A 22,979-nucleotide genomic window follows, 5' to 3' on the forward strand; every position below is an offset into this window, starting at 1 on the left:
CCATGCCGCGGCCAGTCTACGAGGCGGCGGCTGACTTTTACGTCGCCTTCGTGGACCGGCTGCTGGCCGACCCAGAGAGTTTCTGGCATCCCCTCCTGACCCGCTACGACGAATTGCTGGGACCAGACCTGCCCGGCAAACGGGTGCTGGATATCGCCTGCGGTGAGGGGCACCTGGCCCGGCGGCTGTGTGCCTTTGGGCCAGCGTCGGTGCTGGGCATTGACCTGGCCCCAGCACTGGTTGAGGTGGCCAATCAGCGCGCCGCTGACCCTCGCCTGACATTCCGGGTAGACGACGCGCACACCCTGTCCACGGTGCCGACTGCCTCGGTGGACACAGCCGTGTCCAAGCTGGCCCTGATGGACATTCCCGACCACCGCGCGCTGTTCGGGGCCGCCGCGCGGGTGCTAGTGCCAGGGGGCCGCTTCGTCTTCTCGCTGCTGCACCCCTGCTTTGAGGCGCCGTTTCACGAAGAGACGGCGCCCCGCTTCGTGCTGGATGAGGCTGGGGAGCGCCTGGCCTACCGGGTGCAGATGTACCAGCAAGAAGGGCACTGGCAGTCCGGCGGCAGTGGCGTGCGCGGGCGACTGGGAGCGTATCACCGGACCCTCTCGACCCTGATCAATGATCTCTTGGCCGCCAAGTTTCTCCTGCGCGGTCTACACGAACTGACGGGAGGCACGGGCCTGATGGCCCAGGTCCCCCAGACGCTCCTGATTGACGCGCAGGCCCAGGGCTGAAAGGAGCCACATATGCACTATCTGCTGTTTTACCGCGACCTCGTGCCCGACTATCTGACCCGCCGTGAGCCCCTCCGCACCCTCCACCTGGCCCATGCCAAAGCGGCTGAGGCTAGGGGCGAGCTGGTACTGGCCGGCGCCCTGGCCGATCCAGCCGACGGCGCCGTTCTGGTCTTTCAGGGAGCAGGTCCAGAAGTAGCTGAAACCTTCGCCCAGGCGGACCCCTACGTTCTAAACGGGCTGGTGGGGCACTGGGAAGTCCGGCGCTGGATGACGGTGGTGGGGCGAGAAGCAGCCACACAGCCCTAACCTTTCACGCTTGCCCAGTATCAGTTCAATTGCTGTAGGGCTCGGAAGCCTTCAGAGAGTGGGCTCTGACTATCAGCAATACTCTTCCACAGAGTTGCAACCTTAGCCATTTCTGGGTCAGTCTGTTGGTTGACAGGAAGAAGGCCAAAGTCCTGGATAGCCCGGCGCGCAATCAAGCGGTGCTCTTCGCCACCCCTCAGCAAAGCTACGACCAGTGGCAGAGCAGGGACGAGGGGACCCCATATGGACACCCCATTCTCCTTGCGGCCTAACCGCGCAATTTGATAAGCCACGTTGCCGCCAACAGAGAGTCCAATAGTGGGCACACGCAGCCCCAGCCGGGTCAGGTGTGCCACCAGGGGTGTCGGAACAGCCTGATTTCGCCACATTACCCGGGTTTGCACCCGAAGAATTGAGTCTAGCGCCGGAAGAAATTCTCTTATGGGTTGAGGCATGAGCGCTGCATAAGCCGCTGCTTGCGGGTGCCAGCGTCCGACCAACGCAGCCAAACCTTCAGGGGCTGCATAATTGATGACATTTGCATCTTCAAATACATTACGGAATTGCTGCTCCGCTTCTTTCAAAGGGACGTGCAATGTTTCCAAAGGGGTCATGGCTAGTTCTAAGTTCAAGGCAGCAAGGAGCGCACGGTTATACAGCTCCTCCCGCAAGGGCTCTGATAAACCTGTCAGCTCTTGCATGACCATTCCATATTCGCTGAGAAGAAGCCGTGTGCGACCCCTCAACCATTGCCCGAATAACAGGTCACCGTCAAAAATATCGTGTGAAATCGAGCGCTCTGTTTCAATCAGAATAGACCGAAGCAAGTGCTCTCGCTGATTTAGAGCTTTTCCGATCGGAGCCATTGCCTCTGCCCGAGCGAGTAAATGCATCACTTCTATCTGCCAAGCTTGAAGAGGGAGATCGGGGCAGAGGGAAGACTCTTCTGGAGACGATTGACCGTAAAGTGCTCGCCCCCATTGTTCCTGAGAGCGTAGCATGACGTCAGCAGATTGCACCTCAAGTGCTCGATGTATGGCGCTCAGAGCGGCGTCAAGAGCTCCGAGATTAATTAAACCGTTGGATAAGTTGATGGCAGCCATCCTGATCTTCTGAGGACCAACAGTCTCATCAAACATACCCTCTTGCGATAAAACCTCAACACTTTGACTCCAGTGGCCATTTACAGCAAGAGCGCCGCTACGCATAGTCACATAGTATGATTTTAATGAACTACCCTCAAATAAAGATGCTAGAGTAATCAGACGGAGCGAGAGATAGTCGACTTGATCTGTATCACCCAAAACAATGTGTGCTTGCATTAAACCATATGTAATACGCAGCTCAGCTTCTAGCCTGAGCGGATGACCATTAAGCTTATTAATCTCACTCCAAAGCCCTCGCAAAACAACGATGCCTTCGCGAGGGCCGTTAGCTTCCGCAACACCTTTCAGAAAGGGTATCCTAATGTTGGCATTGATTCTTAATGCCAACACCATAAGCCTTAACATCTCGTCGCCTTTTAAATAAGCCTGCTGTAACCACTCAACAGTATCTTCTAGTGGACGAGGCTGTATTCTTAGCGCGAATATACATGCACGGTAGTAACCAATAGCAGTCTTCTGGCTTAAAAAAACCTCAATGAAATCATTATATGTATATCCTTTAGCTTCATGCTGATCCGACCAATCAGTTAAAGCTGCATAGTCCAATAAATCAGGTAAGGGATCTAGCATTGACGATTTAATTGACTCCACTAAGCAGATAAAGCATCAAGCTATTGTACGGCTTCAGGCCATATCCCGCCCCCACTGCCGGGCTCGGGAAATTGGGGGTCATCACATCGCCAAGCACCATAGGAGTATTGAGGATGTTTGCCAGGAGGGCAAGAAAACCCAGGAGGTTGGGGAGGAACGACCCACCAAGATGAGGCATTAACTTCTGTACACAAGAGGAGCAAAACAGCAGCCAAAGAGATAATCTTCATCTGACTTTTAGTATATGTAGATACCATTGCGTTTCTGATGAGAGCAGGTAGAGGTCGCATCTATAAGACAAGGATAGGAATCGACAGAATTCTGAGCGATATACACTTAGATTTTTTGATCCAATCTATTTAGCGTGCCCCAGAGAAATTACCTCTGCAACCGACATTTAGCCTAAGGCCATGACAGTGCCTGAGTTACACACTCTTGAGCGGATTGCCAGATACATAGCTGCCGGCCAGGCCATTCGCGATGGCCAGCTGTCCGAAGGTAGGGCTTTGTTGCAGAAGGCGTATCAGGATTTTCCTCCGGCCTCTTTAACGCGTTTGGAGTGCTCTTTCCTCGTCAAATTTGAAGATGACTTAGTGTTTGCTGGCCAGTTTTTGCCAGATTTAAGGTTTACCATTGTTCTGGTACAAATGTTGGGTAGCTACCGGCAAGCAGCCTGATCTCCTAATAAGCCTACTCACTCTTAAGATCCAGCCGCCTCCACCCCACCCGCAAGCTCAGCCACGTCCCCAGTCCCGTCATCAGCGCCAGACCTATCAATCCCAGTACCCCCTCGACTGTCCCCAGCGCGGAATACCCCGGATAGAGGTCAGGGCGCAGCACGCTCCCCGCTGCCGGCCGCGCGAGCAGGAGCAAGCACAGCACCGAGTACGCCAGGCTCAGGCCCATAAAGGCCAGGCCGCCAGGGCTGACCCCAATTTCGGCAGGGTTATCGGCGTCAAACCGGGGCGCCGCCGCCCCCAAACCCACACCCAGCGCGGTAATGACAAAGGCGTTGCTGACACTCACCAAGCCGCTCAGCAGCAGCAGCGTCGGCCCCAGATTCAGGCTCAGGGCGCCCGCCAGGCCCATGCCCAGCCCCAGCGTCAGCGTGACAGGCAACACGCCCAGAAACTTGCTCAGGACAATCTGGCGCGGAGCGATAGGAGCTGTGCGCAGCAGCCAGTAGGCGCGGCCTTCGGTCGAAACGGCGGGAAACGCCAGCCGCACCGCCACCCCCGCCACGATGAAGCCCTGAAACGCCAGCTGGATATAGCCCAGGATGCCCCGGAACTGCGGCACGGGAATAGGCACAGCCCGCACACTGACCAGATACACGCCCGCCAACGCAGCCACGACTAGGAGCTGACTCCACTGGGTGGGGTCACGCAGGGTCACGCGCAGGTCTTTACTGGCCAGGCTGCCGCCGCGTCCCAGCCTAGCCAGCGACCGCTCGGCCCAGCCGGCGCGGCGCGGCCGGGGGTCCAGCCTCGGCGTGCTGGAATCCAGCGCCCGCGCCCAGCCCTCCTGGTAGGCGCGGGCCGCCAGCAGGGTGGCGGCCACCAGCAGCCCGGCAGTCAGCAGCAACAGGGGCAGCAGCGCCGGCGCCAGTCGGCCCTGTGCAGCCTGCCACACCCCCTGCGCGGCCCACGAAGGCGGCAGCAAAGGACTGCCCGGCCCAGCAAAGTTACGCAGCACGGTTTCGACCTGGGCCGGGTCCTGGAGCCTCTGCACCAGCACCTCGGGGCGCAGGGCGCGAATGGCATAGACCAGCCCGGCGCTGATCAGGACGCCCAGGGCCGTGCTGACTTCTCGTACGCGGCCCACTGGGGCGACGCGCATCAGCCCCACGGCCAGCAGGGCGCCCAGCCCCACCGGGGCCGCAAAGACCAGCACAGCCGCCAGCAGCATGACGCCGTAGGCCCAGAGCGGCGCCCCAAAGTACACGGCCACCGTCATCAGCAGCGGCACACTCAGGAACAGGGGCACCAGGGCGGCATTCAGGAAGGTCTCGCTCACCTTCAAGGCAAAGACGCGCACCGTGGCAATGGGCTGCGTCAACAGAAAATTCAGGTCGTCGCTGAGGTACAGCGTCGAGATGGCCGCCGTCGTCGCACTGAACGTCACGCCGCTGGACAGGGTGATCAAACCAATTTCAAGCACCCGCGCAAACACATTCAGGCCGATGTCCCCGAAGCGGCCCAGAAAGCTCAGTGCCCGCCAGGTGCCGTACACCTCCCCGGTCAGCAGCAGGGCGGCCAGCAGGCCCACCAGCCCATAGCCCCACCTGGGGCCACGCTGGACCGTGCGCCGCAGCGCCCGCAGCTTCAAGGCCCACAGGCTGGGGGGCGGCCCGGGCCGGGTCCCAGGCGCAGGGCGCACCGTCATGCCCCGGCCACCTGTGCCTGCGCGGCCTGCTCCTCTTCAAGCAGCCGGAAGAAAATGCGCTCCAGGCTGTCGCCGTGTACGCCGCCAGCGGCCGTTCCGGTCTGCGCCCGCAGCTCATCCATCGTGCCCTCGCCCAGCACCTTGCCCCGGTCCAGCACCACCAGACGGTCACACACAGCCTCGGCCAGTGGCAGGGAATGGGTGGTCAGCAGCACCGTGCGGCCCCGGTCGGCGTGTGCCCGGAAGAGTTCGCGCACCTGCCGCGCGGCGTGGGGGTCCAGGCCCACCATCGGCTCGTCCACAATCAGGACCGGGGGGTCGGGCAGCAGCGCGGCGATGATGGCGACCTTTTGCCGCATGCCGTGGGAATAGGTTTCGATGGGCTCGTTCCCAAACTCAGTCAGGCGAAAGAAAGCCAGCCAGCGGTCAATCTCGGCGTCGGGGCCCTGCACCCCGTACAGCTGGCCCACGAAGCGCAGCAGTTCGCGGGCCGTCAGTTTGCCGTACAGATAGGGCCGGTCAGGGATGTAACCAAAGGCCGCCTTGGCACGCAGCGGCTCGGTCCAGACATCGTGGCCCTGCACACGCACGGTGCCGGCCGTGGGGCGGGTCAGCCCCACCAGGGCACGAATGGTGGTCGTCTTGCCCGCGCCGTTGCTGCCCAGGAGCCCAAACACCGCGCCGGGCTGCACCGTGAAGCTCAGGTTGCTGACCGCCTCGTGCCGCCCATAGCGCTTGGTGTAGTTCTGGACTTCGATCATGCGGCCAGCGTAGGGGGCCGCGTCTGACAGGGGGGTTACGTTCTGGGTGAGAGGGGCGTTGAGGTGAGCTGTGCCGGATGCGCCACTTTCAGTCCTGAGAGCAGATGATGCCAAACACGGCGCGGCCGGGACTGGTCCGCCCCTGCTTCATGGCCTGTGCCACACTTTCCCCGCCGCCCCGAGGCCGCCCACGACTGGAATCCAGCTCAGCAATGCCCGGCAAAGAGGGCGCTACCCTGACCGGGCACATGGGCCACCCTATTCACGTTCTGCCGGATCACGTCGCGCGCCTGATTGCGGCGGGTGAGGTCGTGTCCCGCCCACTGGACGTGGTCCGTGAGCTGGTGGACAACGCGCTGGACGCGGGCGCCAGCCGCATCGAGGTTGAACTGGAGGGCGGCGGCCTGACCCTGGTGCGGGTGCGGGACAACGGCGCGGGCATTCCGGCCGGGTCGGTGGGGCTGGCGCCGCTCCGGCACGCCACCAGCAAGCTGGCCCCCGACAGCGGGGCGGCGCTGCGGGTGACCACCCTGGGCTTCCGGGGCGAGGCGCTGTGGGCGGCGGCGCAGGCCGGCGAGCTGCACCTGGTCACGCGCCCGGCCGCCCAGGTGGGCGCCGCCGAGGTGCAGGCCTGCGGCGACGAGGTGGGGGTCAGCCGCACCTCGGCCCCGGCCGGCACCACTGTCACCGTGCGGCGGCTGTTTGCGCGGCTGCCTGGTCGCCTGCGCACCCAGGCACCCTCCGCCACCGAGGCGCGCGAGGTCACGGCGCTGCTGGGCCGTTACGTGCTGCACTGGCCGGGCTTGCACTGGCGCCTCACCGTGGACGGCGAGGTGCGGCTGACGCACGCCCCTGCCGACCACCGGGGCGCCGTCGCCAGCGTGTACGGTGCCCTGAACGCCAACCGCGTGCTGCCCGTGAGCAGCGGCGCCGTGCGCGGGGTGGTCTCGCGCCCCGAACTCACGCGGCCCCGGCGCGACCGCATGCATTTCAGCGTCAATGGCCGCCCGGTGCTGGCCCCACCTGAACTGGAACGCGCCGTGATTGACGCTTACGCCGAGCTTCTGCCGGCCGGGACGGCGCCGCTGTGCGTGCTGGACCTGACGGTGGCCCCGGAGGAACACAACCCCAACGTTCACCCCGCCAAGCAGATCGTGGCCCTGGCCGATCTGGGGGCGGTGGCAGCTGGGGTGCGCGCGGCCGTGGAGGCGGCGCTGGCCGGGCACCCGCTGGTGCGCGCCGCGCCCGCCCTGCTGACGCCAGATGCTGCGCCGCCCACTCCCCACGGCCACTTTCCAGCACTGAGCCTGGTGGGCGTGTATCAGGAGCTGTACCTGTTGGCCCAGGGCGAGGGCGACCTGTGGGTGGTGGACGCCCACGCCGCGCACGAGCGTGCCCTCTACGAGCAGCTGCGCCGCGAGGTGCAGGCCGCGCCCCCCCTGGAACTCCCCGAGCCCGAGCTGCTGCACCTGACGCCCGAGCAACTGGCCTGCCTGCACGAACGCGCCCCGGCCCTGCACGCCTGGGGCCTGGCCATCGAGGATTTTGGGGCCGGCCTGGCGCGGCTGCGCGCGCTGCCCGCCGCCCTGGCCGCGCTGCCGGTGCCCCGCTTACACGAACAGATTGTCGAAGCCGCGCTGGGCACCGGCAGCGACCCGGCGCGGGACGTGCTGGCGCGTCTGGCCTGCGCCCCGGCCCTGAAAGCCGGCATGCTGGACCACGCACGGGGCGAGGCGGTGCTGGCGGCGCTGTCAGGCTGCGAGCAGCCCTGGGCCTGTCCCCACGGCCGCCCCACCACCCTGCGCCTGAGCGAACGCGACCTGGCCCACGCCTTCGGGCGCCGGGGTGTGCGCGACGTGCCACGGGGCCGCGACGCCGCGCCCGGCGTCAGCGGGCGGTAAGGGCGCTGCGCTGGCCGCTGAACAGCACCGGAAAGGTGGTGCGGGCCGCGCGGGTCATGACGGGCTGCACCCAGTAGGGCAGCCGGGCCGCCGCGTTCGTGACCTCAAAGCGGCCGTCGCGCGACACCGTCATCACGCCGGTCCAGCCCTGGCGCAGCGTGAGGTTGTAATAGGTGTTCAGGCCGGCGCAGCGCCCCTTCAGCGTCACGGTGCGGTCGCTATACATCCACTGCCCGCGCCGGGTGGGGCTGGTGGGGTGATCGGCCTGCACGACGGTGGCCAGCGAATTGCTGCCCGCATGAAAGGCCAGCAGGGTTTCGGCGGTGTAGGTGCGGGCGCCCGCCGGGGCCACCTTGACCCCCGCGCAGACACTCAGGGGCTGGACGGGCGGCTTGAACGTCTGCGGAAGAGCGATGTGAAAGCGCGCCCCACTGACCCGGCCTGCCCCCAGCAGCCAGCCTTCACTGAGGTTGGTCAGCAGGATGCTCACGGCACCCGGCCCCACCTGGCTCAGCGCCTGCGGATTGCGAATCTCACCGCCGATTTCCAGGGTGGCGGCCGAGGCCAGCGGGGAAAAGAGGCTCAGCACAAGGAACATCCGGGCCAGAAGAGTCATCGGGCGGCAGCATGGGCCGGGCGCGTCAATCTCATGTCGGCCAGCGTGAAGTTCGTTACAGCGGTCTGTGTCAGGCTTACGTCACTGGGCGGATGCTGCCTGACGGCGCAGGATGCCACCATGCGGGTGCCTCCCTCCGCTCCGGCGAACCACTGGAAGGCCTCGGAATTTCTTCCACCCATCGGCCGCAAGAGCGCCAGCTGGTCAGCGCTCTATCTGTCACCCACTCTTTTCACTGAACCTGACCCGTTGACTCCAAGTCAGGTGGAGGCTCCCCCCATGCTTCATGTCACTGTTCTGGGCCGCCCAGCGGCCGACAACGCGCTGCTGGTCAGCGCCGAATCGGGCCAGGGCCGCACGCGCCTGCTGCTCGACTGCGGCGCCGGCACCGCCGAAAGCCTGCCCCTGGCCACCGTGCAGGAGGTTGACCACCTGCTGCTCTCGCACCTTCATATGGACCACATCAGCGGCTTTGACGCCTTTTTCCGCGTCAACTTTGACCGCCAGACGCGCGAGAACCACATCTGGGGACCGCCAGGAACGGCGCGCATCCTGCACCACCGCTTTCAGGGCTTCTGGTGGAACCACGCGCCTGACCTGCGCGGCGTGTGGCACGTCCACGACGTGGGGCCGGGCGAGATACAGACCTTTCTGTTCCGGGCCGAGGAGGCCTTTGCCGTGATGCACAGCGCGGGTCAGCGGGCCCAGGACGGCCCACTGCTGAGCACCCCGCACCTGAGCGTCTCGGCGGTGACACTGGCCCATCACGGGGCCAGCCTGGGCTACCGGGTGCAGGAACCCGAGCGGGTGAACATTGACCCGGCGGCGCTACGGGCGCTGGGCCTGCCGGGCGGGCCGTGGCTGAGCGCCCTGAAAAGCGGCCAGCCGGAGCTGCTCGACACCCCCGCCGGCCCCCGCGACGCCGAGCAACTTCGCCGCACCCTGCTGCGCCGCGAACCGGGCCAGAGCGTGGCCTACCTGACTGATTTTCTGCTGGACGACGCGGCCCACACCCGCCTGACCTCCTGGCTGGCCGGGGTAGAGATCCTGTACGCCGAGGCCCAGTACCTGCCGGAAGACGCCGACCTGGCCGCCCGCCACCACCACACCACCGCCGACAGGGTGGCGCGACTGGCCGCCGACAGTGGCGTGGGGGCGCTGCGGCTGCTGCACCTCTCGCGCCGCTACGCCCCCGAGCGCTGGCCCGAGTTTCTGACGGTGGCGCAGGAAGCCTTTGCAGCCACCGCCTTCCCCGACGACTGGACTCTGTCGGGATAAGACATAGGCTACCTGTCACACCTACAGAGAGCAGAGATCGCCCGGACCTCTGTCGCCACCCTGAATCAGCTCAACCGGCTGCCCGCAACGAGGACCCCGGCGCCTCCAACAGAGTTCCCCTGCACCCCCAGGGCAACGAGACACCAGTCCATTTCATAAGCCTGCCGTCCTTGACAGGCCCCCGCTCTCAGTGTGTTTGAGGGTGACCCTCAAGCGCACTGAAGACTGCTCTAGGTGAGCCGGGCCACTTCGCGCGCGGCCAGCCGCAAATAGTAGGGCGTGTAATTGGGCCGCACGCCCGGCACCGTACCTGTCCAGGTGCGGAAGGTGCGGTCATAGACCGCGGCCCGGTGCAGCAGGGCCAGGGGCAGTGCCTGCCAGAGCAGCGGCGCGGCGTCGGGTGCCCCCAGGGCACGCAGATAGGCCGTGACCAGCCGCTGGGGCAGGTCGGGCCCCGCCTGACGAACCGGCAGCCCCTCGCGGCTGGGATGCAGCGCGAAGGCCAGAAACCACCCGGCGTCCATAAAGGGGTGGGCGGCGCTGGCCGCCTCGCTCCAGTCAAACCAGACCGCGCCGCGCGCCGGGCTGTACAGAGCATTGCGCGGGTGGGCGTCGCCGTGGGCGGGCAGGTTGGGCAGGCCGTGACCGTGCAGGTCGCTGAACGCGGCGCGGATGCGGGGGCGCGCATCTTGCAGGGTGGTCAGGGTCTCGGCCGCCAGGCCCCAGGTGTGGAGTGCGGCGGTCTCGCCCAGCAGGGCGTCCACACACTCAGCCATTTCAGTCAGGGGGAAGCCCGGCGCGCCCAGCCCAGCCAGGGCCGCCGCGTCGGCGCTGCGCTGAAACCCGGCCAGGCGTTCCAGGGCCTGTGTCCAGGCCTGTGGGTCAGCTGCGCTGTCGAGTAACTCACCGCCGTCCAGGGTCAGCAGGGCACACCGGGCCGGGTCGGCGGCCAGGACTGGCGGCAGGAGGCCAGGGTGACACGCGCCCAGGTGGGCACTCAGGGCCGCCTCCTGCCCAGTTTCACAGACCTTCAACCAGGCCCGGCCCGCCTCGGTTGGAACCGTGTTGGTGGCGGTCAGGTCATGGGCGCTGTGCCACTCGACCTCGCCCTGCCGCGTCAGGCCGACGGTCTTCAGGAGCCCATCAGCCAGAGCATTCACCTGCGCCGGCCAGCCGGGGCGCTGCCAGGGGCGGGCATGAGGGATGGGGCCCGGCTGGACCTCGCTCCAGGCGCCTTCACCAGACCACAGGCCATCATTGAGCGCCTGGGCATGGATGAGACCCGCTTGTCCGAACAGATGCCCGCCGTCGTGGAGGGGCCAGATCTCACCGAACGTTGCTCGTAGCGCCGCCTCCAACGGTTGCCCAGCATCCAGGCTCACCGCTGGCCAGTCCCCCGCCGCCGTGCGCCAGACCCGCCGCCCGTCGGGGTGCCAGAGGGCCACTTCACGCCGCAGCGGCGCCTCAGCCACCGTGCTGTGTGCGGGCCTCGGCCGTGGTCGTGTACAGGCTGCGCCCCAGATAAATGGCGGGCTGTGCCACCAGCAGGCCCTGGTCGTCGTAGGCGTCAGGGTCGTAGTGGACGGCCTGCACCTGACCCACCATCAGGTCGTGGTCGCCGGTGGGCAGCACCGCGCTCAGGGTGCAGGTGTAGTGCAGGTAGGCGCCCGCCAGCGCCAGCGGCTCACCGGGCAGGGTGGGCAGACTCAGCAGTGCGTGCTTGTCGTGGCCCCCGTGCAGGCTGTACACGCCGCTGCCCTGCACCGCGCCCGCCCGGCTGTACGGCAGGAAGTTCACCCCAAACCGGCCGCTGGCCTCAATCAGGGGGTGGGTGGCCCGCGCCCGGCCCACCGCGACCCCGTACAGCGGCGGTTCAGCGCTCAGGGCGGTGTGCCAGCCCGCCGCCATCACGTTGCGCACGCCGTCATGCACGGCGGTCACCAGGGCCACGGTGCCGGGGTAGTAGCCGAAAAAGCGGTCTGTGCGTTCGCGCAGCATCGCCCATGAGGATAGCGGCCCTCCGCGCTGCACGCCGCCCCGTATGCTGTGCCCCATGTCTGTCGTGACCCGTATTGCCCCCAGCCCCACCGGCGACCCCCATGTGGGCACCGCGTACATTGGCCTTTTCAATTACACCCTGGCGCGTCAGGGCGGCGGCAAGTTCATCCTGCGCATTGAGGACACCGACCGGGGCCGCTACGTGCCGGACAGTGAAAAACGCATCTTTCAGATGATGCAGTGGCTGGGCCTGACCCCCGATGAGTCGCCCCTGCAAGGCGGCGAGCATGGGCCTTACCGCCAGTCGGAGAGGTTTGACCTGTACGGCGACTATGCCCGGCAGCTCGTCGCCTCGGGCCACGCCTACTACGCCTTTGAAACCCCCGAGGAACTGGGCACCCTGCGAGAAGCCGCCCAGCAGGAGGGCCGCGTGATCGCCGTGCCCAGCCGCGACCTGGATCCCGCCGAAGCGGAGCGCCGCGTAGAGGCCGGGGAGGCGGCCGTAATTCGCCTGAAAGTGCCGCGCGAGGGCGAAACCGTCGTCAACGACCAGCTGCGCGACCCCATTCACTTTCAGAACCGCGAGATTGACGACAAGGTGCTACTCAAGGCCGACGGCTTTCCCACCTACCACCTGGCCAACGTGGTCGATGACCGGCTGATGGGCGTGACCCAGGTGGTGCGCGCCGAAGAATGGATTACCTCTACCCCCATTCACGTGCTGCTGTACCGCGCCTTCGGCTGGCCCGAGCCCGTCTGGGCCCACATGCCCCTGCTGCGCAACGCCGACAAATCCAAAATCAGCAAGCGCAAGAACCCCACCAGCGTGGAGTGGTACATGGACCAGGGCTTTTTGCCGGAGGCCATGCTGAACTTTCTGGCCACGATGGGCTGGACCCACCCGGACGGCCTGGAAGTCTTTGACCTGGCCGAATTTCAGCGGGTGTTCAAGCTAGAAGACGTGACGCTGGGCGGCCCCGTCTTCAGCCTGGACAAGCTGCGCTGGTACAACGGCAAATACCTGCGCGAGGTGCTGGGGGAGGACGAGGTGGCCCGCCGCCTGCACGCTTTTCTGGCCGGACAGAAAGCCGAATTGCCCCTGGACGACTATTTGCGCGCCGTGACCCGCCTGATGACCCCGCGCATTGAGGTCTTCAGCGAATTTCTGGACAAGACGCCGTACTTCTGGAGCGAGGAGTACCCCGTCACCGAGAAGGCGCAGGCGGCCGTGGACGGCGCAAAGGAACTCCTGCCCGATCTGGCCGCGCGCCTGAAGAACCTCCCCAGCTTCGATGCGGCCAGTATCAAGGCCGCCTTCCAGGGCTTCGCTGAAGAGCGCGGCCTGAAGCTGGGCAAGGTGATGCCCCCGGTGCGCGCGGCGGTGGCCGGCACCCTGGAAAGCCCCGATCTGCCCGAGCTGCTGGCCACATTGGGCCAGGCGCGGGTGGTGGCGCGCGTGGAACGGGCCGCGCGGTAAGGCGCACGGGCACAGCAGAGGGGCGGGCGCTGATGTGGCCCGCCCTTCAACATGTACGGCAAGAGGTGACTCCTGCTGATATCGGGGCGAGTCAGCGCCTCTACCGACCCGCCTTTCTGCTCTCTGGTGCCGCCCGTTTTTTGTACCAGCAGGCTCAGTAGCGACTTACCGCCACTTCTGCCCAGACCCGAACAGCGGGTACACACCGCCTTCTGCCGCTGGGTGTCTCCCTTTCCACTCGGCTTGAATCGCAGACTCTCTGGGAGTGGTTCTCAGTGCGGTCGAGGGCAACTCTTACTGAAGCGAGTGAACCTCACGAACAGATGCTTCTGTGAAACTGAAGGCCACTGTTACCGCTGGGTTACAACAGCACCTACTGAGAGTTCTGTTTACTCCTTCTCGAACACCCAGGTCTGCTCCTCGGCGCTCAGGGTTAGGGTTCGGCCGCTGACACGAAGGGTCGGTCCCCCCTCCAGAGCGCTCAGCAGCGGCAGCGTCTGGTCCTCGGGGCACATCATGCGGGTGCTGATCAGCGGGCCGTCTACCAGCAGGCGCCCGCCTTTTAAGCTGTAGGCGCCGCCTAATGAATTGCAGCCGTCGGTGCCGCCTACCCGGCCCCCGTCCAGGGTCAGGGTCACGGGGCGAAAGGTGGGGGGCGCCGCCTGACCATCCAGCAGCTTCAGGCGGTAGGTGCCGCTGACGGCTGGGGCGGCGGGCGGCGTCACGGGCGCCGGGCTAACCGGGGCAGGGCTGACAGGCCCCGCGCCGGTCGCGCTGCGGGTCAGGGTCAGGGTGCCAGCGGCGCCGGTTAGGGTCAGGGTAGTGCCGCTCAGCGCGGGCGTCAGGGGGCCACGCAGCAAGGTGGTCAGCGCCTGCTCAGCCTGGGCCTGTGGGGCCGAACACAGCATGCGGGTGCCCGCCAGCGCCACGAACTGAAACTGTCCACTGCCCAGGCGGGTGCCCGCTGCGCGCAGGGTGTTGCAGCCCACCACGCCCGTGACCGCCAGCTGGGGGCCGCTCACGGTCAGCCCCAGCAGGCCGAGCAGGGGCACGTCCTGACCGCCCAGGATCAGGCGGCGGGCCACATAGCTGCCGTCCAGGGCGGCAGCGGCGGAAGATGAGGTCACGGCGCCTCCGGTGAAAGTCAGGAGGCCACCACCGGCCACCAGGGTCAGGGTACTGCCGCTCTGCTCAAAGCGGGTGGTGCGGGCCAGCAGGCTCAGGTAATCCTCGCGCAGGCTCAGGGCGGCGTCGGGACAGGTCGCGCTGCTGCCGCCCTGAAGCCCACGCAGCAGCAGCGCCTGACCTTTGAGGGTGCCGGCGCCGGTCAGGGGACTGCAACCGGTGCTGCCCGACACCCGCAGCGCCGCGCCGCTGGTCTCCAGGCGCAGGGTGGGCCGCGCCAGGGCCGGGCCGGGCGTGATGGGCACCCCCCCTGGCACCTGGATGCTTTGCAGCGTCCAGGTGGTGCCCACCGGAGAAGCGGCGGCGGTACCCAGCACCGCCAGGGTCAGAGAAGCAGCCAGAGGAAGGACAGTCAGCAGCGCGCGCATGGCCTGGTTGTACACCCCTGGCCTGATGGCGGCGTGATGAGCTGACAGCGGCGGCCTGCTCCACCTTGGAAGTCACAGCGTAACCCTCAATTCTGCCCACGCGGCTGCACATGGCAGGGCCTTACTTCGTTCGCTCCAGGGCGGCCAGGGGCGACACCCCTTGGCCCCTCTAGGTTCTGCTGTAAGTGGCGTCCAGGGGCAGCCTGCCTTCTGGGCCGCCCACCGCGTACAATGCAGGCAAACGCTCGTTAGGAGCGGGGACTGCAGGAGGAACGTATGGAAGACCGCCGCATTCGGGTGCTGATTGCCAAGCCGGGCATGGACGGCCACGACAGAGGTGCCAAGGTGGTGGCGCGCGCCCTGCGTGACGCTGGGATGGAAGTGATTTACACCGGCCTGCGCCAGACCGCCGAAATGATTGTGAATGCCGCCGTACAAGAAGACGTGGACGCCATTGGCCTGAGCGTGCTGTCAGGGGCGCACATGCACTATTTCCGCGAGGTCATGGGCCTGCTTAGAGAGCGGCAGGCCGAGGACATCATCGTGTTTGGGGGCGGCATTATCCCTGACCAGGACCTGCCCACGCTGCAGGAACTGGGGGTAGGGCGCGTCTTTACGCCCGGCGCCAGCACCGAGGACGCGGCGGCCTACCTGCGCGGCGCGGTGCAGGCCCGCTGGCAGGCCCAGGGCGAGGCGTGACCCCCGCCCGCGCCCGTGAGTGACGCGGCCGGGCGCACCGAGCCTCTGACCTTCAGTCGCCTGGCCCCGCTGTATACAGCGCAGGCCCTGGCCACCGGGGCCACGACCGTCAGCACGGTGCTGTCCAGCCTCATCATGAGTGGGCTGGGGCATGAGGGTCTGGCGGGGCTGCCCGCCACCCTGATTAGCGCGGCCGCCGCCCTCTCGGCGGGTTTCTTCGGCGCGTGGATGCTGCGCGCAGGCCGCCGCACAGGCTTGAGTGCGGCGTTCGTGCTGGGCGCCGTGGGCGCTGTGGTTGGGTTTGTGGGAGCGCGTGCGGGCCTGCTGCCCATCTTTTTGCTGGGGGCGGCGCTGGTGGGCGCGGCGCAGGGGGGCTACCAGCAGGCGCGCTACGCCGTGGCCGAGAGCGTTCCCGACGCCCACCGGGGCACCGCCCTGGGAACCCTGATGCTCATGAGCGTGGCCGGCTCTTTTCTGATGACCGGCCTGGCGCGGCCCATTGAAGCGCTGGGGAGCGCCCTGGGCAGCACCCCCGAACTGGCCGGCTGGCTGGTGGGCGCCGCCCTGCTGGGGCTGGCCGCGCTGCTCATTCAGACCTGGCAGCCGCTGCGGGCGCCTGTCAGCGCGTCGCAAGCCCGCCTGAGTCTGCGCGCGGCGTTTGCCATTCCGGGCGTGAAATCCACTGCCCTGGCGCTGGCCACCGCCCAGGGGCTGATGGTTACCCTGATGAGCCTGACGCCGCTGCGCGCGCACCACATGGGCCTGGAACATGCCGGGGTGGCCGCGCTGATCAGCGGGCACATTCTGGGCATGTTCGGTTTTGGCTGGCTGACGGGACCGGCCCTGGACCGCTACGGCCTGCGCTTTGGCTACCTGGGCGGCGCGGCGCTGCTGGCGGCGGCGGCCCTGACCGCGCCCCTGCACGGCACGGCCTGGCTGGCGGTCAGCATGTTTGTGCTGGGCCTGGGCTGGAACCTGGCTTTCGTGGCGGGCAGCAAAGCCCTGACCCGTTTTCCCGCCGCTCAGGGCGTGACAGACGGCCTGAGCTATGTGGCGGCCGGCGCGGGCACCCTGCTGGGCGGCGCCGTGATTGCCCGCTTCGGCTTTCCTGCTCTGGCCCTGACCTGCGCGTTCCTGCCCGGCCTGCTGCTGGTCAGCGCGTGGCGGGTCAAAGGTCAGTGAGACAGGCGCTGACCCCACCAGCCGCATAGACGGCCTAATCCGGGCAGAAAGGAGCGAGGCCGATAAGGTGGCGCCGTGAACTGGAAGAACACTGGTCTACCAGTTCACAGGCGTGAGAGAGAGAATCTCTGTGAGCAGTGGGAGGCGTGCAAAAAACGGCACGCCTCTCACCACTTTGGGATTCCTCACCTCTGCTGCCCACCCTCTCCCCTGGTGACGCCTTGACGAGGTCTGGCGTCAACCCCTCTGGAACACCCTCGCGCCCCAACTCGCTTTCCCTGCTGTGCCCACTCACCACCTACAGCTTTTACGGATTGGGCGCACTGGCGAAGGTGTCGTCTCCCGGCGTCACCGTGCCCTTGCCGCTCTGCTGGTCGTAACGGACGCCGCTATTCATGCGGGCGGCGGCTGCCGCCTGGGTGTTGGCCGCGCTCACGGCGCCGCCGGGCGCAAAAGAACGGGTCCACATGTACCAGCGCGGGGCCACGCCATGCTTGCGGGCCAGGCCGCTGGCAGGGTTCAGGTCGAAGATGTATTCGGGGAAGATCTCGGTGCGGCTGACAAACCGGGCCATCTGCAGGTTGTTGTCGCCGCCCAGGTCCAGCAGGCGACTGCTCTTGATCCATTCCACGGCCACGCCGCTGGCCTTTAGGGTCTGGGCAATGCGGGCGCTGCGGGCCGCTGGAGTGGCATCAGGACTCAGGTAAGCGTAGCTGTGGCCACCACCTGGGCTGGCAGGCGACCAGAACGGGTCGGCCAGAATGACGCGGCCCGGCCGCCTGACGGCAGGCAGGGTGGGGTCGCCGTACGCCTGGTCGGCCAGGACCAGCGCCATCTGCGCCCCCAGCGAGTGCCCCATCACCCGCACGCGCTCGGGGCCGCTGTACGTCCAGGCTGATAGGGCGCTCTTGTAAGCCGAGTAGAAAAGTCCCCCAGCGCTGACCGTGGGCATCCCGGCCTGGGTGTAACTGCCGTCCGGCTGGCGGTAACGCATGTTGATGGTCTGGGTGCGGCCCAGCGCGTCGCGGTAGCTGTAGGTCGGCGTCCAGATTTTGGCCTGGGCGTGATAGGGCACGGCGACTGTGCCTTCATCGTCGGCCAGCTGGGTCCAGTGGTACAGCGCCACGTTCCAGCCCGCCTGAATCCAGGCGTCGGCCACGCTCTGACCCGCCTCGCTGAAGTAAAAGCTGTCGCGCTTGCCAGCCTTGGTGTTGCCGTCCTGCCAGCCGTGAACAAAGATCATGACGGGCCGGGACGGGTCGTAATACCCCGCGATGGCGCCGCCGTCTGTCCGGGCCTTGCAGCCCACGCCGCCCGGAGCCCCGCTCTCGGCCTTCGAGTACCAGTACACCCCTATATCCAGCCCAGAAGCCCCGAACGGGAGCGCCAGCCGGGTGGGACAGGCCGCCGCCTGGGCGCTCAGGGGGCTGCTGCCTGACCCCAGGGCCGTCAGGGCCAGTTGCGCCTCACTGAAGCCCGCCGGAATGGCGGGATCCGGGGTCAGAGCAGGCGAAGGCGCAGAAGTGCAGGCCGCCAGCAGACTGCCGAGCAGCAGCGCCGACGCGGAGCGGGACAGTTAGGCAGGCATGAGGACCTCCGAAAGAGCAAGGCAGCCGCCGGAAGCGGTCTTCCGGCACAGGGGTTCGGTTGTGTGTGCGGGCCGCACCGTACTCCACCCGCGCCCCGAATACCAGCCCCTGAAGTTCAATCAGCAGCCCAAGCGGCCGACCCAAAAAAGCCGGAACCTCTGGGCAGAGGTTCCGGCCGGGCCTGGCGGAACGGGAGGGATTCGAACCCTCGATAAGCTTGCACCTATACACGCTTTCCAGGCGTGCTCCTTCAACCACTCGGACACCGTTCCAGCGGCAGACAATCTAGCGGGTGCCGGGGCGGAATGCAACCCGAAAGCCGTGCCAGCGACGGGAAAACTGGGTCAACCTTATCTCAGACGTGGTTTCTGACCAGAGGGGCGGGTCCGCTCCTCTCCCCCGACGGCAGGGGCCACCTCTCCCAGACCTGCCCGGCCCTGGACGCCTGCCTGCCCGGTTCACCTATGATGCGGGCGTGACTTTGCTGGCCGTGCTGACGGTACTCGCGTCCTACCTCGTCGGCTCGGTGCCGGCGGCGGCCTGGGTGGCCCGCACGCGCGGCGTGGATATTCGCAAGGTGGGCAGCGGCAACAGCGGCGCCACCAATGTGCAGCGGTCGCTGGGCAATGGCCCGGCCCTCTTGGTCGCCCTGTTCGACATCCTGAAAGGCGCGCTGGCGGTCTGGGGCGCGGCCTGGCTGGGGCTGGGGCTGCCTGTCATGGCGGCGTGCGGGATGGCCGCTGTGATCGGCCACAACTTCAGCCCCTTTCTGGGGTTCCGGGGTGGCAAGGGCGTGGCCACCACTTTTGGCACCATGACCGCCCTGCTGCCAGTGGCAGGTCTGGCCTTCGCGGCGCCCATCTTTTTCCTGACAGTCGGGCTCACGCGGCTAGTCTCGGCCGGCAGTCTGCTGGCCGCCGCCGCCGCTGCCCTGAGCGCCGCGCTGGTGGGGCCGCCCTGGCTGGCGCTGGTCTTCGCCGCCCTGGCCCTGCTGATGGCCTGGCAGCACCGCGAGAACATCCGCAAGTTGCAGGCCGGCACCGAGCGGCGCTTCGGCGAGAAGGTCTGAAAGCAGAAGTTAGCAACGACTCTTCGGAGCAGGGGTCCCGATGGGTTGCACGGCTTGTGGCTGCCGCCCACTGCGGCCACATGCCGAGGTTGCCCTGCCTTCTGGTTGCGCCACCTAACTGAAGCCCCAGACCACCCTAGAAACAGCGTGGCACCCTGAGCTGTTGACCGCCTGGCCGTCCCGTCCTGGCCTGCGCTATGCTGGCTGGGTCAAAACAACAGGGGCGCCGGGCAGGGCGGCGCAGATGCAGGGGGAACATGTCGGCCAGGATTCGGGTATACGGCAAAGAAGCGGTATTTACGCAGGGCCAGTGGGACTGCGAGGACGAGAGCTTACAGGCGATGCTGCAGGCCCTGGCCGACCCGCGCGCCGTTACGGACGAGCAGGAGCGCGAACACGCCCTGTACGCCGCCGGACGCCTGGGCGGCCTGATCGCCACCGCCTACGGCTGGGAAGCCGCTCCGCACCCCGAGGCCGAGATTCGCATGGAAGATTTTGCGCCGGCCCGGAAACCTGAACGCGCCGGCTGGCTGGGATTTCTGAAGAAAAAGCGGTGACCGCAAGGCAGCGGGACGCGGCGCCCTTCGCCTGCTGAGCGGCCATCAACAGTGGCCCCATCAGCCTCACCTGAGGCCTGACCCTCTGACAGAGAGCGGAGGATTGCAGCACGCCTGCCCCGTGAATCTGCTGGCCTGCGTCCCGCCTCCTGCTAGTGGCCTCCCCTGCCCCCCCGCTTGACCCCACCCCCCCAACCCCCTACCCTGAGGCGCATGAACGCCCCCACGGTGACCACGACCACGTAAGGGCGGTGTCTGTGAGGACGGCCGCCCTGCGAGACACGCGGGGCGGTTTTTTGTAAAGAGTTGCCAGGAGGGGTGCGTATGCGCGTAGCGATTGTTGGAGCAACCGGAGCGGTCGGCCACGAACTTCTGAAGGTACTGGAGCACAGCAGCCTGCCTATCGACGAGCTGCTGCTGTTCGCCTCGCCCCGTTCGGCGGGCAGCACCCTGACGTTCCGGGACCAGGCCCTGACGGTGCAGGTCACCCCCGAAGGTCCCATTGACGCCGATGTCGTGCTGGCCTCGGCGGGCGGCAGCGTCAGCAAGGCCCTGGCGCCCGCCTGGGTGGCGGGCGGCGCCCTGGTGATTGATAACTCCAGCGCCTTCCGCTACGACGCTGGCGTGCCGCTGGTGGTGCCCGAAGTCAACGGGGACGCCGCGCTGGCCCACCAGGGCATTATCGCCAACCCCAACTGCACCACCGCGATTGCCGTGGTGGCGGTCGCCCCCATTCACCGCGCCTACGGCGTGCGGCGCATGATTGTCAGCACCTACCAGGCCACCAGCGGCGCCGGGGCCAAGGGCATGGATGAGCTGCTGAACGAAACCCACAAAGTGCTGCACGGCAAAGAGGCGGGCGCCGAGGTCTTCGCCCATCCCATTCCCTTTAACGTCATTCCGCACATTGACGCCTTTCAGGACAACGGCTACACCAAAGAGGAAATGAAGGTGGTCTGGGAGACTCGCAAGATTCTGGGCGACGATACGCTCCAGATTTCCTGCACCGCCGTGCGGATTCCGACCCAGCGCACCCACAGCGAGGCCATTACCCTGGACCTGGAGCGGCCTGCCACACCGGCGGCCGTGCGCGAGCTGCTGGCGGGATCGGCCGGTGTCGAGGTGCGGGACGCGCCGGAGGACAAGCTGTATCCCATGCCCCTGACCGCCAGCGGCAAATATGACGTGGAGGTGGGCCGCATCCGCGAGTCGCTGGTGTTTGACGGCGGCATTGACCTGTTTGTGGCGGGGGACCAGCTGCTCAAGGGGGCGGCCCTGAATGCCGTGCAGATTGCCGAATACCTGCACGCCAAGGGGGCACTGAAGGCCAAAGTGCGCGTATAACGCAGTCCATCACGCAGGAAGGGAGGCCGCTCCCGTGCTGGCCTCCTTCCTGTTTTCCCTGCGGCCTCTTTAGACTGGGGGCGTGCATTCCTCTGCTCCCACGGCGCCGGCGCGCCGCCCCTCACCGCTGCGCGCCGCCGCGCTGACGGGCACCCTGATTGCGGGCCTGTGGGTGCAGGAGGTCACCGATCTGGTGGTGTTTGGCGGCGACCTTGATCAGTACGGCATCGTGCCGCGCGAGCCTGAGACCCTGGGGCACATCCTCAGTGCGCCCTTTCTGCATGCAGGCTTTGCTCACCTGCTGGGCAACACTGTGCCGCTGGCGGTGCTGGCCTTTATGAGCGCCCTGCGCGGCACGGCCCGTTTTCTGGCGGCGCTGGCGCTGATCGTGGTGGTGGGCGGCGCGCTGGTGTGGCTGCTGGGGCGCGGGAACAGCATTCACCTGGGCGCCAGCGAGCTGGTGTTCGGTCTGCTGGCCTACCTGCTGGGGGTGGGCTGGTGGGAGCGCACGCTGGGCGCCGTGCTGGTGGCCGCCTCTGCCTTCGTGCTGTACGGCGGCCTGCTGTGGGGCGTGTTGCCCTCGAATCCGGCGGTGTCCTGGGAAGCGCACCTGTTTGGCTTTGTCGCGGGCCTGCTGGCGGCGGCGCTGTTGCACGGGCGCCGGCCACCCCGCGCCGATCAAAGGTCCTGGATACCGCCGCGCTGAAGGTCCGTGGCCACCTGCGCCACCAGCGCGGCCTGTTCCGGCCAGAACAGAGGGGGACAGGCGACGAGCGGGTGCCATTCCAACCGAAACCCCGGTTCCAGCGGCGCCGCCGGCTCTGATTCCAGGGTCACGCCCAGAAAGTAGCGCGTGACCTGCCACTTGGTTTTGACATAGTTCAGCCGCTCCAGGGTGCCCAGGTGCTTCACCAGCCGCACCGCCTGAAGCCCTGCCTCCTCACGCAGTTCGCGGTGCAGGGCGGCTTCGGGCGTTTCGCCGGCCTCCAGGCCACCCTTGGGCAGTTGCTGGTACGGCCCCGGCTCGACGACCACCGCCACCTGCCAGCCCGCCGCGTCTGGGCGCAGCACCACCGCCCCCACACTGGGGCGCTCGGGGACGCCAGGTGGCCGGCGGTAGTGGCCCGCATCGGGCGGCGGCAGGCGAGGGGTCACAGTTCGACCAGACCGTGTGGTGTCTCCAGCACGGCCCGCAGTTCGGGCTGAGGCGCCTCATAGACTTCGACCTCGCCGCTGAACGTCAGGCGCGTCAGGGTGTCTCTCAGGGCGTCGGGGGTCGGGGTGCCCAGATGCAGGCTCAGAAGACGCACCCCGGCGTCGGGCAGGCGGGTGGGGGGCGGCGGGGTCTGCCAGGCGATCAGAGACGGCTGCACGCCGCCGCTGGGCAAGGCCCCGTCTTCCGGCACGGTCAGCGTCCAGCGGTGCTCGCCGCGCGACAGGGCCAGCACCTCCGGCCTCGGCGGCAACGTGGCCACTGCCGCCACCCAATGAATCAGGGCCGGGCCATGCACGAGGCGAGCGCGCATGTCCGGCGTGTCCAGCCCAAACCAGCGGGGACGACCAGGTGACGGCGCGGCCGGATTGACGGCGATCACCTCCAGGTACGCCTGCGGCCCCAGCGACAGCAGGGCGTTGTGGGTACCAAAGAGGTCATGCTCACCGCCCGGCGCCAGGGGGACATGCAGCCGACCTTCCAGCCACGCGCGGCCCTCGGCCAGCGTGCGGGCCGCCACCACCAGATGATCCAGCGTTGCCGTCATAGCG

General features: G+C 66.9%; 22 protein-coding genes and 1 tRNA gene. 12 read left to right on the forward strand and 11 right to left on the reverse strand.

Translation table 11 applies throughout. From position 1 onward, the window contains the following. The first annotated feature begins 2 nt into the window (after nucleotides 1–2). Together GO986_RS07015 and GO986_RS07020 are read left to right on the forward strand one after the other, a co-directional pair. Nucleotides 3–740 carry a class I SAM-dependent methyltransferase gene (locus GO986_RS07015; RefSeq protein ID WP_157458575.1) on the forward strand — a complete coding sequence of 246 codons (738 nt, stop codon included), beginning with the start codon at nucleotides 3–5 and terminating at the stop codon, nucleotides 738–740. A 12-nt stretch (nucleotides 741–752) separates the two neighbouring features. Continuing rightward, nucleotides 753–1,049 (forward strand): YciI-like protein, encoded by a 297-nt coding sequence (locus GO986_RS07020; protein ID WP_157458576.1) that lies wholly within the window; start codon nucleotides 753–755, stop codon nucleotides 1,047–1,049. A 20-nt stretch (nucleotides 1,050–1,069) separates the two neighbouring features. Here GO986_RS07020 and GO986_RS07025 read toward each other — a convergent pair whose 3' ends face one another. Next, the gene (locus GO986_RS07025) at nucleotides 1,070–2,785 is read right to left on the reverse strand and encodes a hypothetical protein (protein WP_157458577.1); all 1,716 of its coding nucleotides are present in this window, start codon (nucleotides 2,783–2,785) and stop codon (nucleotides 1,070–1,072) included. 431 nt (nucleotides 2,786–3,216) lie between these two features. Between GO986_RS07025 and GO986_RS07030 the strand changes: the two genes are divergently transcribed. Next, entirely contained in the window at nucleotides 3,217–3,483 is a 267-nt protein-coding gene (locus GO986_RS07030; protein WP_157458578.1) for a hypothetical protein, read from the forward strand. A 13-nt stretch (nucleotides 3,484–3,496) separates the two neighbouring features. Here the strand turns inward: GO986_RS07030 and GO986_RS07035 are convergent, their stop codons facing one another. Together GO986_RS07035 and GO986_RS07040 are read right to left on the reverse strand one after the other, a co-directional pair. Continuing rightward, nucleotides 3,497–5,191: a putative ABC transporter permease subunit gene (locus GO986_RS07035; protein WP_157458579.1), complete on the reverse strand. Its 1,695-nt coding sequence runs from the start codon at nucleotides 5,189–5,191 to the stop codon at nucleotides 3,497–3,499. Then, nucleotides 5,188–5,952: an ABC transporter ATP-binding protein gene (locus GO986_RS07040; protein WP_157458580.1), complete on the reverse strand. Its 765-nt coding sequence runs from the start codon at nucleotides 5,950–5,952 to the stop codon at nucleotides 5,188–5,190. Before GO986_RS07040 ends, GO986_RS07035 begins: the two co-directional genes overlap by 4 nt. A 248-nt stretch (nucleotides 5,953–6,200) precedes the next feature. Between GO986_RS07040 and mutL the strand changes: the two genes are divergently transcribed. Then, nucleotides 6,201–7,853 (forward strand): DNA mismatch repair endonuclease MutL, encoded by a 1,653-nt coding sequence (gene mutL, locus GO986_RS07045; protein ID WP_157458581.1) that lies wholly within the window; start codon nucleotides 6,201–6,203, stop codon nucleotides 7,851–7,853. Here mutL and GO986_RS07050 read toward each other — a convergent pair. Continuing rightward, on the reverse strand, nucleotides 7,840–8,469 hold the full coding sequence (locus tag GO986_RS07050; protein WP_157458582.1) for a hypothetical protein: 630 nt from the start codon (nucleotides 8,467–8,469) through the stop codon (nucleotides 7,840–7,842). The genes mutL and GO986_RS07050 overlap by 14 nt on opposite strands. Before the next feature lie 279 nt (nucleotides 8,470–8,748). Between GO986_RS07050 and GO986_RS07055 the strand changes: the two genes are divergently transcribed. Next, nucleotides 8,749–9,747, forward strand: a complete 999-nt coding sequence (locus tag GO986_RS07055; RefSeq protein WP_157458583.1) for an MBL fold metallo-hydrolase — start codon at nucleotides 8,749–8,751, stop codon at nucleotides 9,745–9,747. Between the two features lie 230 nt (nucleotides 9,748–9,977). Here GO986_RS07055 and GO986_RS23385 read toward each other — a convergent pair whose 3' ends face one another. Together GO986_RS23385 and GO986_RS07065 are read right to left on the reverse strand one after the other, a co-directional pair. Continuing rightward, nucleotides 9,978–11,219 carry a phosphotransferase gene (locus GO986_RS23385; protein WP_198170469.1) on the reverse strand — a complete coding sequence of 414 codons (1,242 nt, stop codon included), beginning with the start codon at nucleotides 11,217–11,219 and terminating at the stop codon, nucleotides 9,978–9,980. Then, complete coding sequence (locus GO986_RS07065; protein ID WP_157458585.1) at nucleotides 11,212–11,745, reverse strand: flavin reductase family protein; 534 nt, start codon at nucleotides 11,743–11,745, stop codon at nucleotides 11,212–11,214. Before GO986_RS07065 ends, GO986_RS23385 begins: the two co-directional genes overlap by 8 nt. A gap of 55 nt (nucleotides 11,746–11,800) precedes the next feature. Here GO986_RS07065 and gltX point away from each other — a divergent pair, with 55 nt between their 5' ends. Next, a complete protein-coding gene (gene gltX, locus GO986_RS07070; protein WP_198170471.1) occupies nucleotides 11,801–13,222 on the forward strand; it encodes a glutamate--tRNA ligase in 1,422 nt (473 codons plus the stop codon). A gap of 389 nt (nucleotides 13,223–13,611) precedes the next feature. Here gltX and GO986_RS07075 read toward each other — a convergent pair whose 3' ends face one another. After that, entirely contained in the window at nucleotides 13,612–14,775 is a 1,164-nt protein-coding gene (locus GO986_RS07075) for an META domain-containing protein (protein ID WP_157458587.1), read from the reverse strand. A 276-nt stretch (nucleotides 14,776–15,051) separates the two neighbouring features. Between GO986_RS07075 and GO986_RS07080 the strand changes: the two genes are divergently transcribed. Continuing rightward, nucleotides 15,052–15,474, forward strand: coding sequence for a cobalamin B12-binding domain-containing protein (locus GO986_RS07080; protein ID WP_157458588.1), 423 nt, complete (start codon nucleotides 15,052–15,054; stop codon nucleotides 15,472–15,474). 15 nt (nucleotides 15,475–15,489) lie between these two features. Beyond that, entirely contained in the window at nucleotides 15,490–16,656 is a 1,167-nt protein-coding gene (locus GO986_RS07085) for an MFS transporter (RefSeq protein WP_369409214.1), read from the forward strand. 307 nt (nucleotides 16,657–16,963) lie between these two features. On the opposite strand, the gene GO986_RS07090 is transcribed toward GO986_RS07085, so the two are convergent. Next, nucleotides 16,964–18,007, reverse strand: coding sequence for an alpha/beta hydrolase family protein (locus tag GO986_RS07090; RefSeq protein ID WP_157458589.1), 1,044 nt, complete (start codon nucleotides 18,005–18,007; stop codon nucleotides 16,964–16,966). A gap of 420 nt (nucleotides 18,008–18,427) precedes the next feature. Continuing rightward, nucleotides 18,428–18,517, reverse strand: a tRNA-Ser gene (locus GO986_RS07095). A gap of 203 nt (nucleotides 18,518–18,720) precedes the next feature. Here GO986_RS07095 and plsY point away from each other — a divergent pair. The 4 genes from plsY to GO986_RS07115 all read left to right on the forward strand — a co-directional run bounded on the left by plsY (nucleotide 18,721) and on the right by GO986_RS07115 (nucleotide 21,921). After that, nucleotides 18,721–19,314 (forward strand): glycerol-3-phosphate 1-O-acyltransferase PlsY, encoded by a 594-nt coding sequence (gene plsY, locus GO986_RS07100; protein ID WP_224576634.1) that lies wholly within the window; start codon nucleotides 18,721–18,723, stop codon nucleotides 19,312–19,314. 257 nt (nucleotides 19,315–19,571) lie between these two features. Next, on the forward strand, nucleotides 19,572–19,871 hold the full coding sequence (locus GO986_RS07105) for a hypothetical protein (RefSeq protein WP_157458590.1): 300 nt from the start codon (nucleotides 19,572–19,574) through the stop codon (nucleotides 19,869–19,871). A gap of 324 nt (nucleotides 19,872–20,195) precedes the next feature. Then, on the forward strand, nucleotides 20,196–21,215 hold the full coding sequence (locus GO986_RS07110) for an aspartate-semialdehyde dehydrogenase (protein ID WP_157458591.1): 1,020 nt from the start codon (nucleotides 20,196–20,198) through the stop codon (nucleotides 21,213–21,215). A gap of 82 nt (nucleotides 21,216–21,297) precedes the next feature. Then, nucleotides 21,298–21,921, forward strand: a complete 624-nt coding sequence (locus GO986_RS07115) for a rhomboid family intramembrane serine protease (protein ID WP_369409215.1) — start codon at nucleotides 21,298–21,300, stop codon at nucleotides 21,919–21,921. On the opposite strand, the gene GO986_RS07120 is transcribed toward GO986_RS07115, so the two are convergent. Together GO986_RS07120 and GO986_RS07125 are read right to left on the reverse strand one after the other, a co-directional pair. Then, nucleotides 21,894–22,370: an NUDIX domain-containing protein gene (locus GO986_RS07120; protein ID WP_157458592.1), complete on the reverse strand. Its 477-nt coding sequence runs from the start codon at nucleotides 22,368–22,370 to the stop codon at nucleotides 21,894–21,896. The two genes, GO986_RS07115 and GO986_RS07120, sit on opposite strands and share 28 nt — an antisense overlap. Continuing rightward, the gene (locus GO986_RS07125) at nucleotides 22,367–22,975 is read right to left on the reverse strand and encodes a VOC family protein (RefSeq protein ID WP_157458593.1); all 609 of its coding nucleotides are present in this window, start codon (nucleotides 22,973–22,975) and stop codon (nucleotides 22,367–22,369) included. The genes GO986_RS07120 and GO986_RS07125 overlap by 4 nt, the downstream gene beginning before the upstream one ends. Nucleotides 22,976–22,979: the final 4 nt, after the last annotated feature.

The organism is Deinococcus arboris (assembly GCF_009755355.1).
In the GTDB taxonomy this organism is placed as follows: Bacteria; Deinococcota; Deinococci; order Deinococcales; family Deinococcaceae; genus Deinococcus; species Deinococcus betulae.

What these genes read in the sequence shown, in the direction of transcription:
- GO986_RS07015 (WP_157458575.1), top strand. Translation starts at nt 3, where the DNA reads ATGCCGCGGCCAGTCTACGAGGCGGCGGCTGACTTTTACGTCGCCTTC.
- GO986_RS07020 (WP_157458576.1), top strand. Translation starts at nt 753, where the DNA reads ATGCACTATCTGCTGTTTTACCGCGACCTCGTGCCCGACTATCTGACC.
- GO986_RS07025 (WP_157458577.1), bottom strand. Translation starts at nt 2,785, where the DNA reads ATGCTAGATCCCTTACCTGATTTATTGGACTATGCAGCTTTAACTGAT.
- GO986_RS07030 (WP_157458578.1), top strand. Translation starts at nt 3,217, where the DNA reads ATGACAGTGCCTGAGTTACACACTCTTGAGCGGATTGCCAGATACATA.
- GO986_RS07035 (WP_157458579.1), bottom strand. Translation starts at nt 5,191, where the DNA reads ATGACGGTGCGCCCTGCGCCTGGGACCCGGCCCGGGCCGCCCCCCAGC.
- GO986_RS07040 (WP_157458580.1), bottom strand. Translation starts at nt 5,952, where the DNA reads ATGATCGAAGTCCAGAACTACACCAAGCGCTATGGGCGGCACGAGGCG.
- mutL (WP_157458581.1), top strand. Translation starts at nt 6,201, where the DNA reads ATGGGCCACCCTATTCACGTTCTGCCGGATCACGTCGCGCGCCTGATT.
- GO986_RS07050 (WP_157458582.1), bottom strand. Translation starts at nt 8,469, where the DNA reads ATGACTCTTCTGGCCCGGATGTTCCTTGTGCTGAGCCTCTTTTCCCCG.
- GO986_RS07055 (WP_157458583.1), top strand. Translation starts at nt 8,749, where the DNA reads ATGCTTCATGTCACTGTTCTGGGCCGCCCAGCGGCCGACAACGCGCTG.
- GO986_RS07065 (WP_157458585.1), bottom strand. Translation starts at nt 11,745, where the DNA reads ATGCTGCGCGAACGCACAGACCGCTTTTTCGGCTACTACCCCGGCACC.
- gltX (WP_198170471.1), top strand. Translation starts at nt 11,801, where the DNA reads ATGTCTGTCGTGACCCGTATTGCCCCCAGCCCCACCGGCGACCCCCAT.
- GO986_RS07075 (WP_157458587.1), bottom strand. Translation starts at nt 14,775, where the DNA reads ATGCGCGCGCTGCTGACTGTCCTTCCTCTGGCTGCTTCTCTGACCCTG.
- GO986_RS07080 (WP_157458588.1), top strand. Translation starts at nt 15,052, where the DNA reads ATGGAAGACCGCCGCATTCGGGTGCTGATTGCCAAGCCGGGCATGGAC.
- GO986_RS07105 (WP_157458590.1), top strand. Translation starts at nt 19,572, where the DNA reads ATGTCGGCCAGGATTCGGGTATACGGCAAAGAAGCGGTATTTACGCAG.
- GO986_RS07110 (WP_157458591.1), top strand. Translation starts at nt 20,196, where the DNA reads ATGCGCGTAGCGATTGTTGGAGCAACCGGAGCGGTCGGCCACGAACTT.
- GO986_RS07125 (WP_157458593.1), bottom strand. Translation starts at nt 22,975, where the DNA reads ATGACGGCAACGCTGGATCATCTGGTGGTGGCGGCCCGCACGCTGGCC.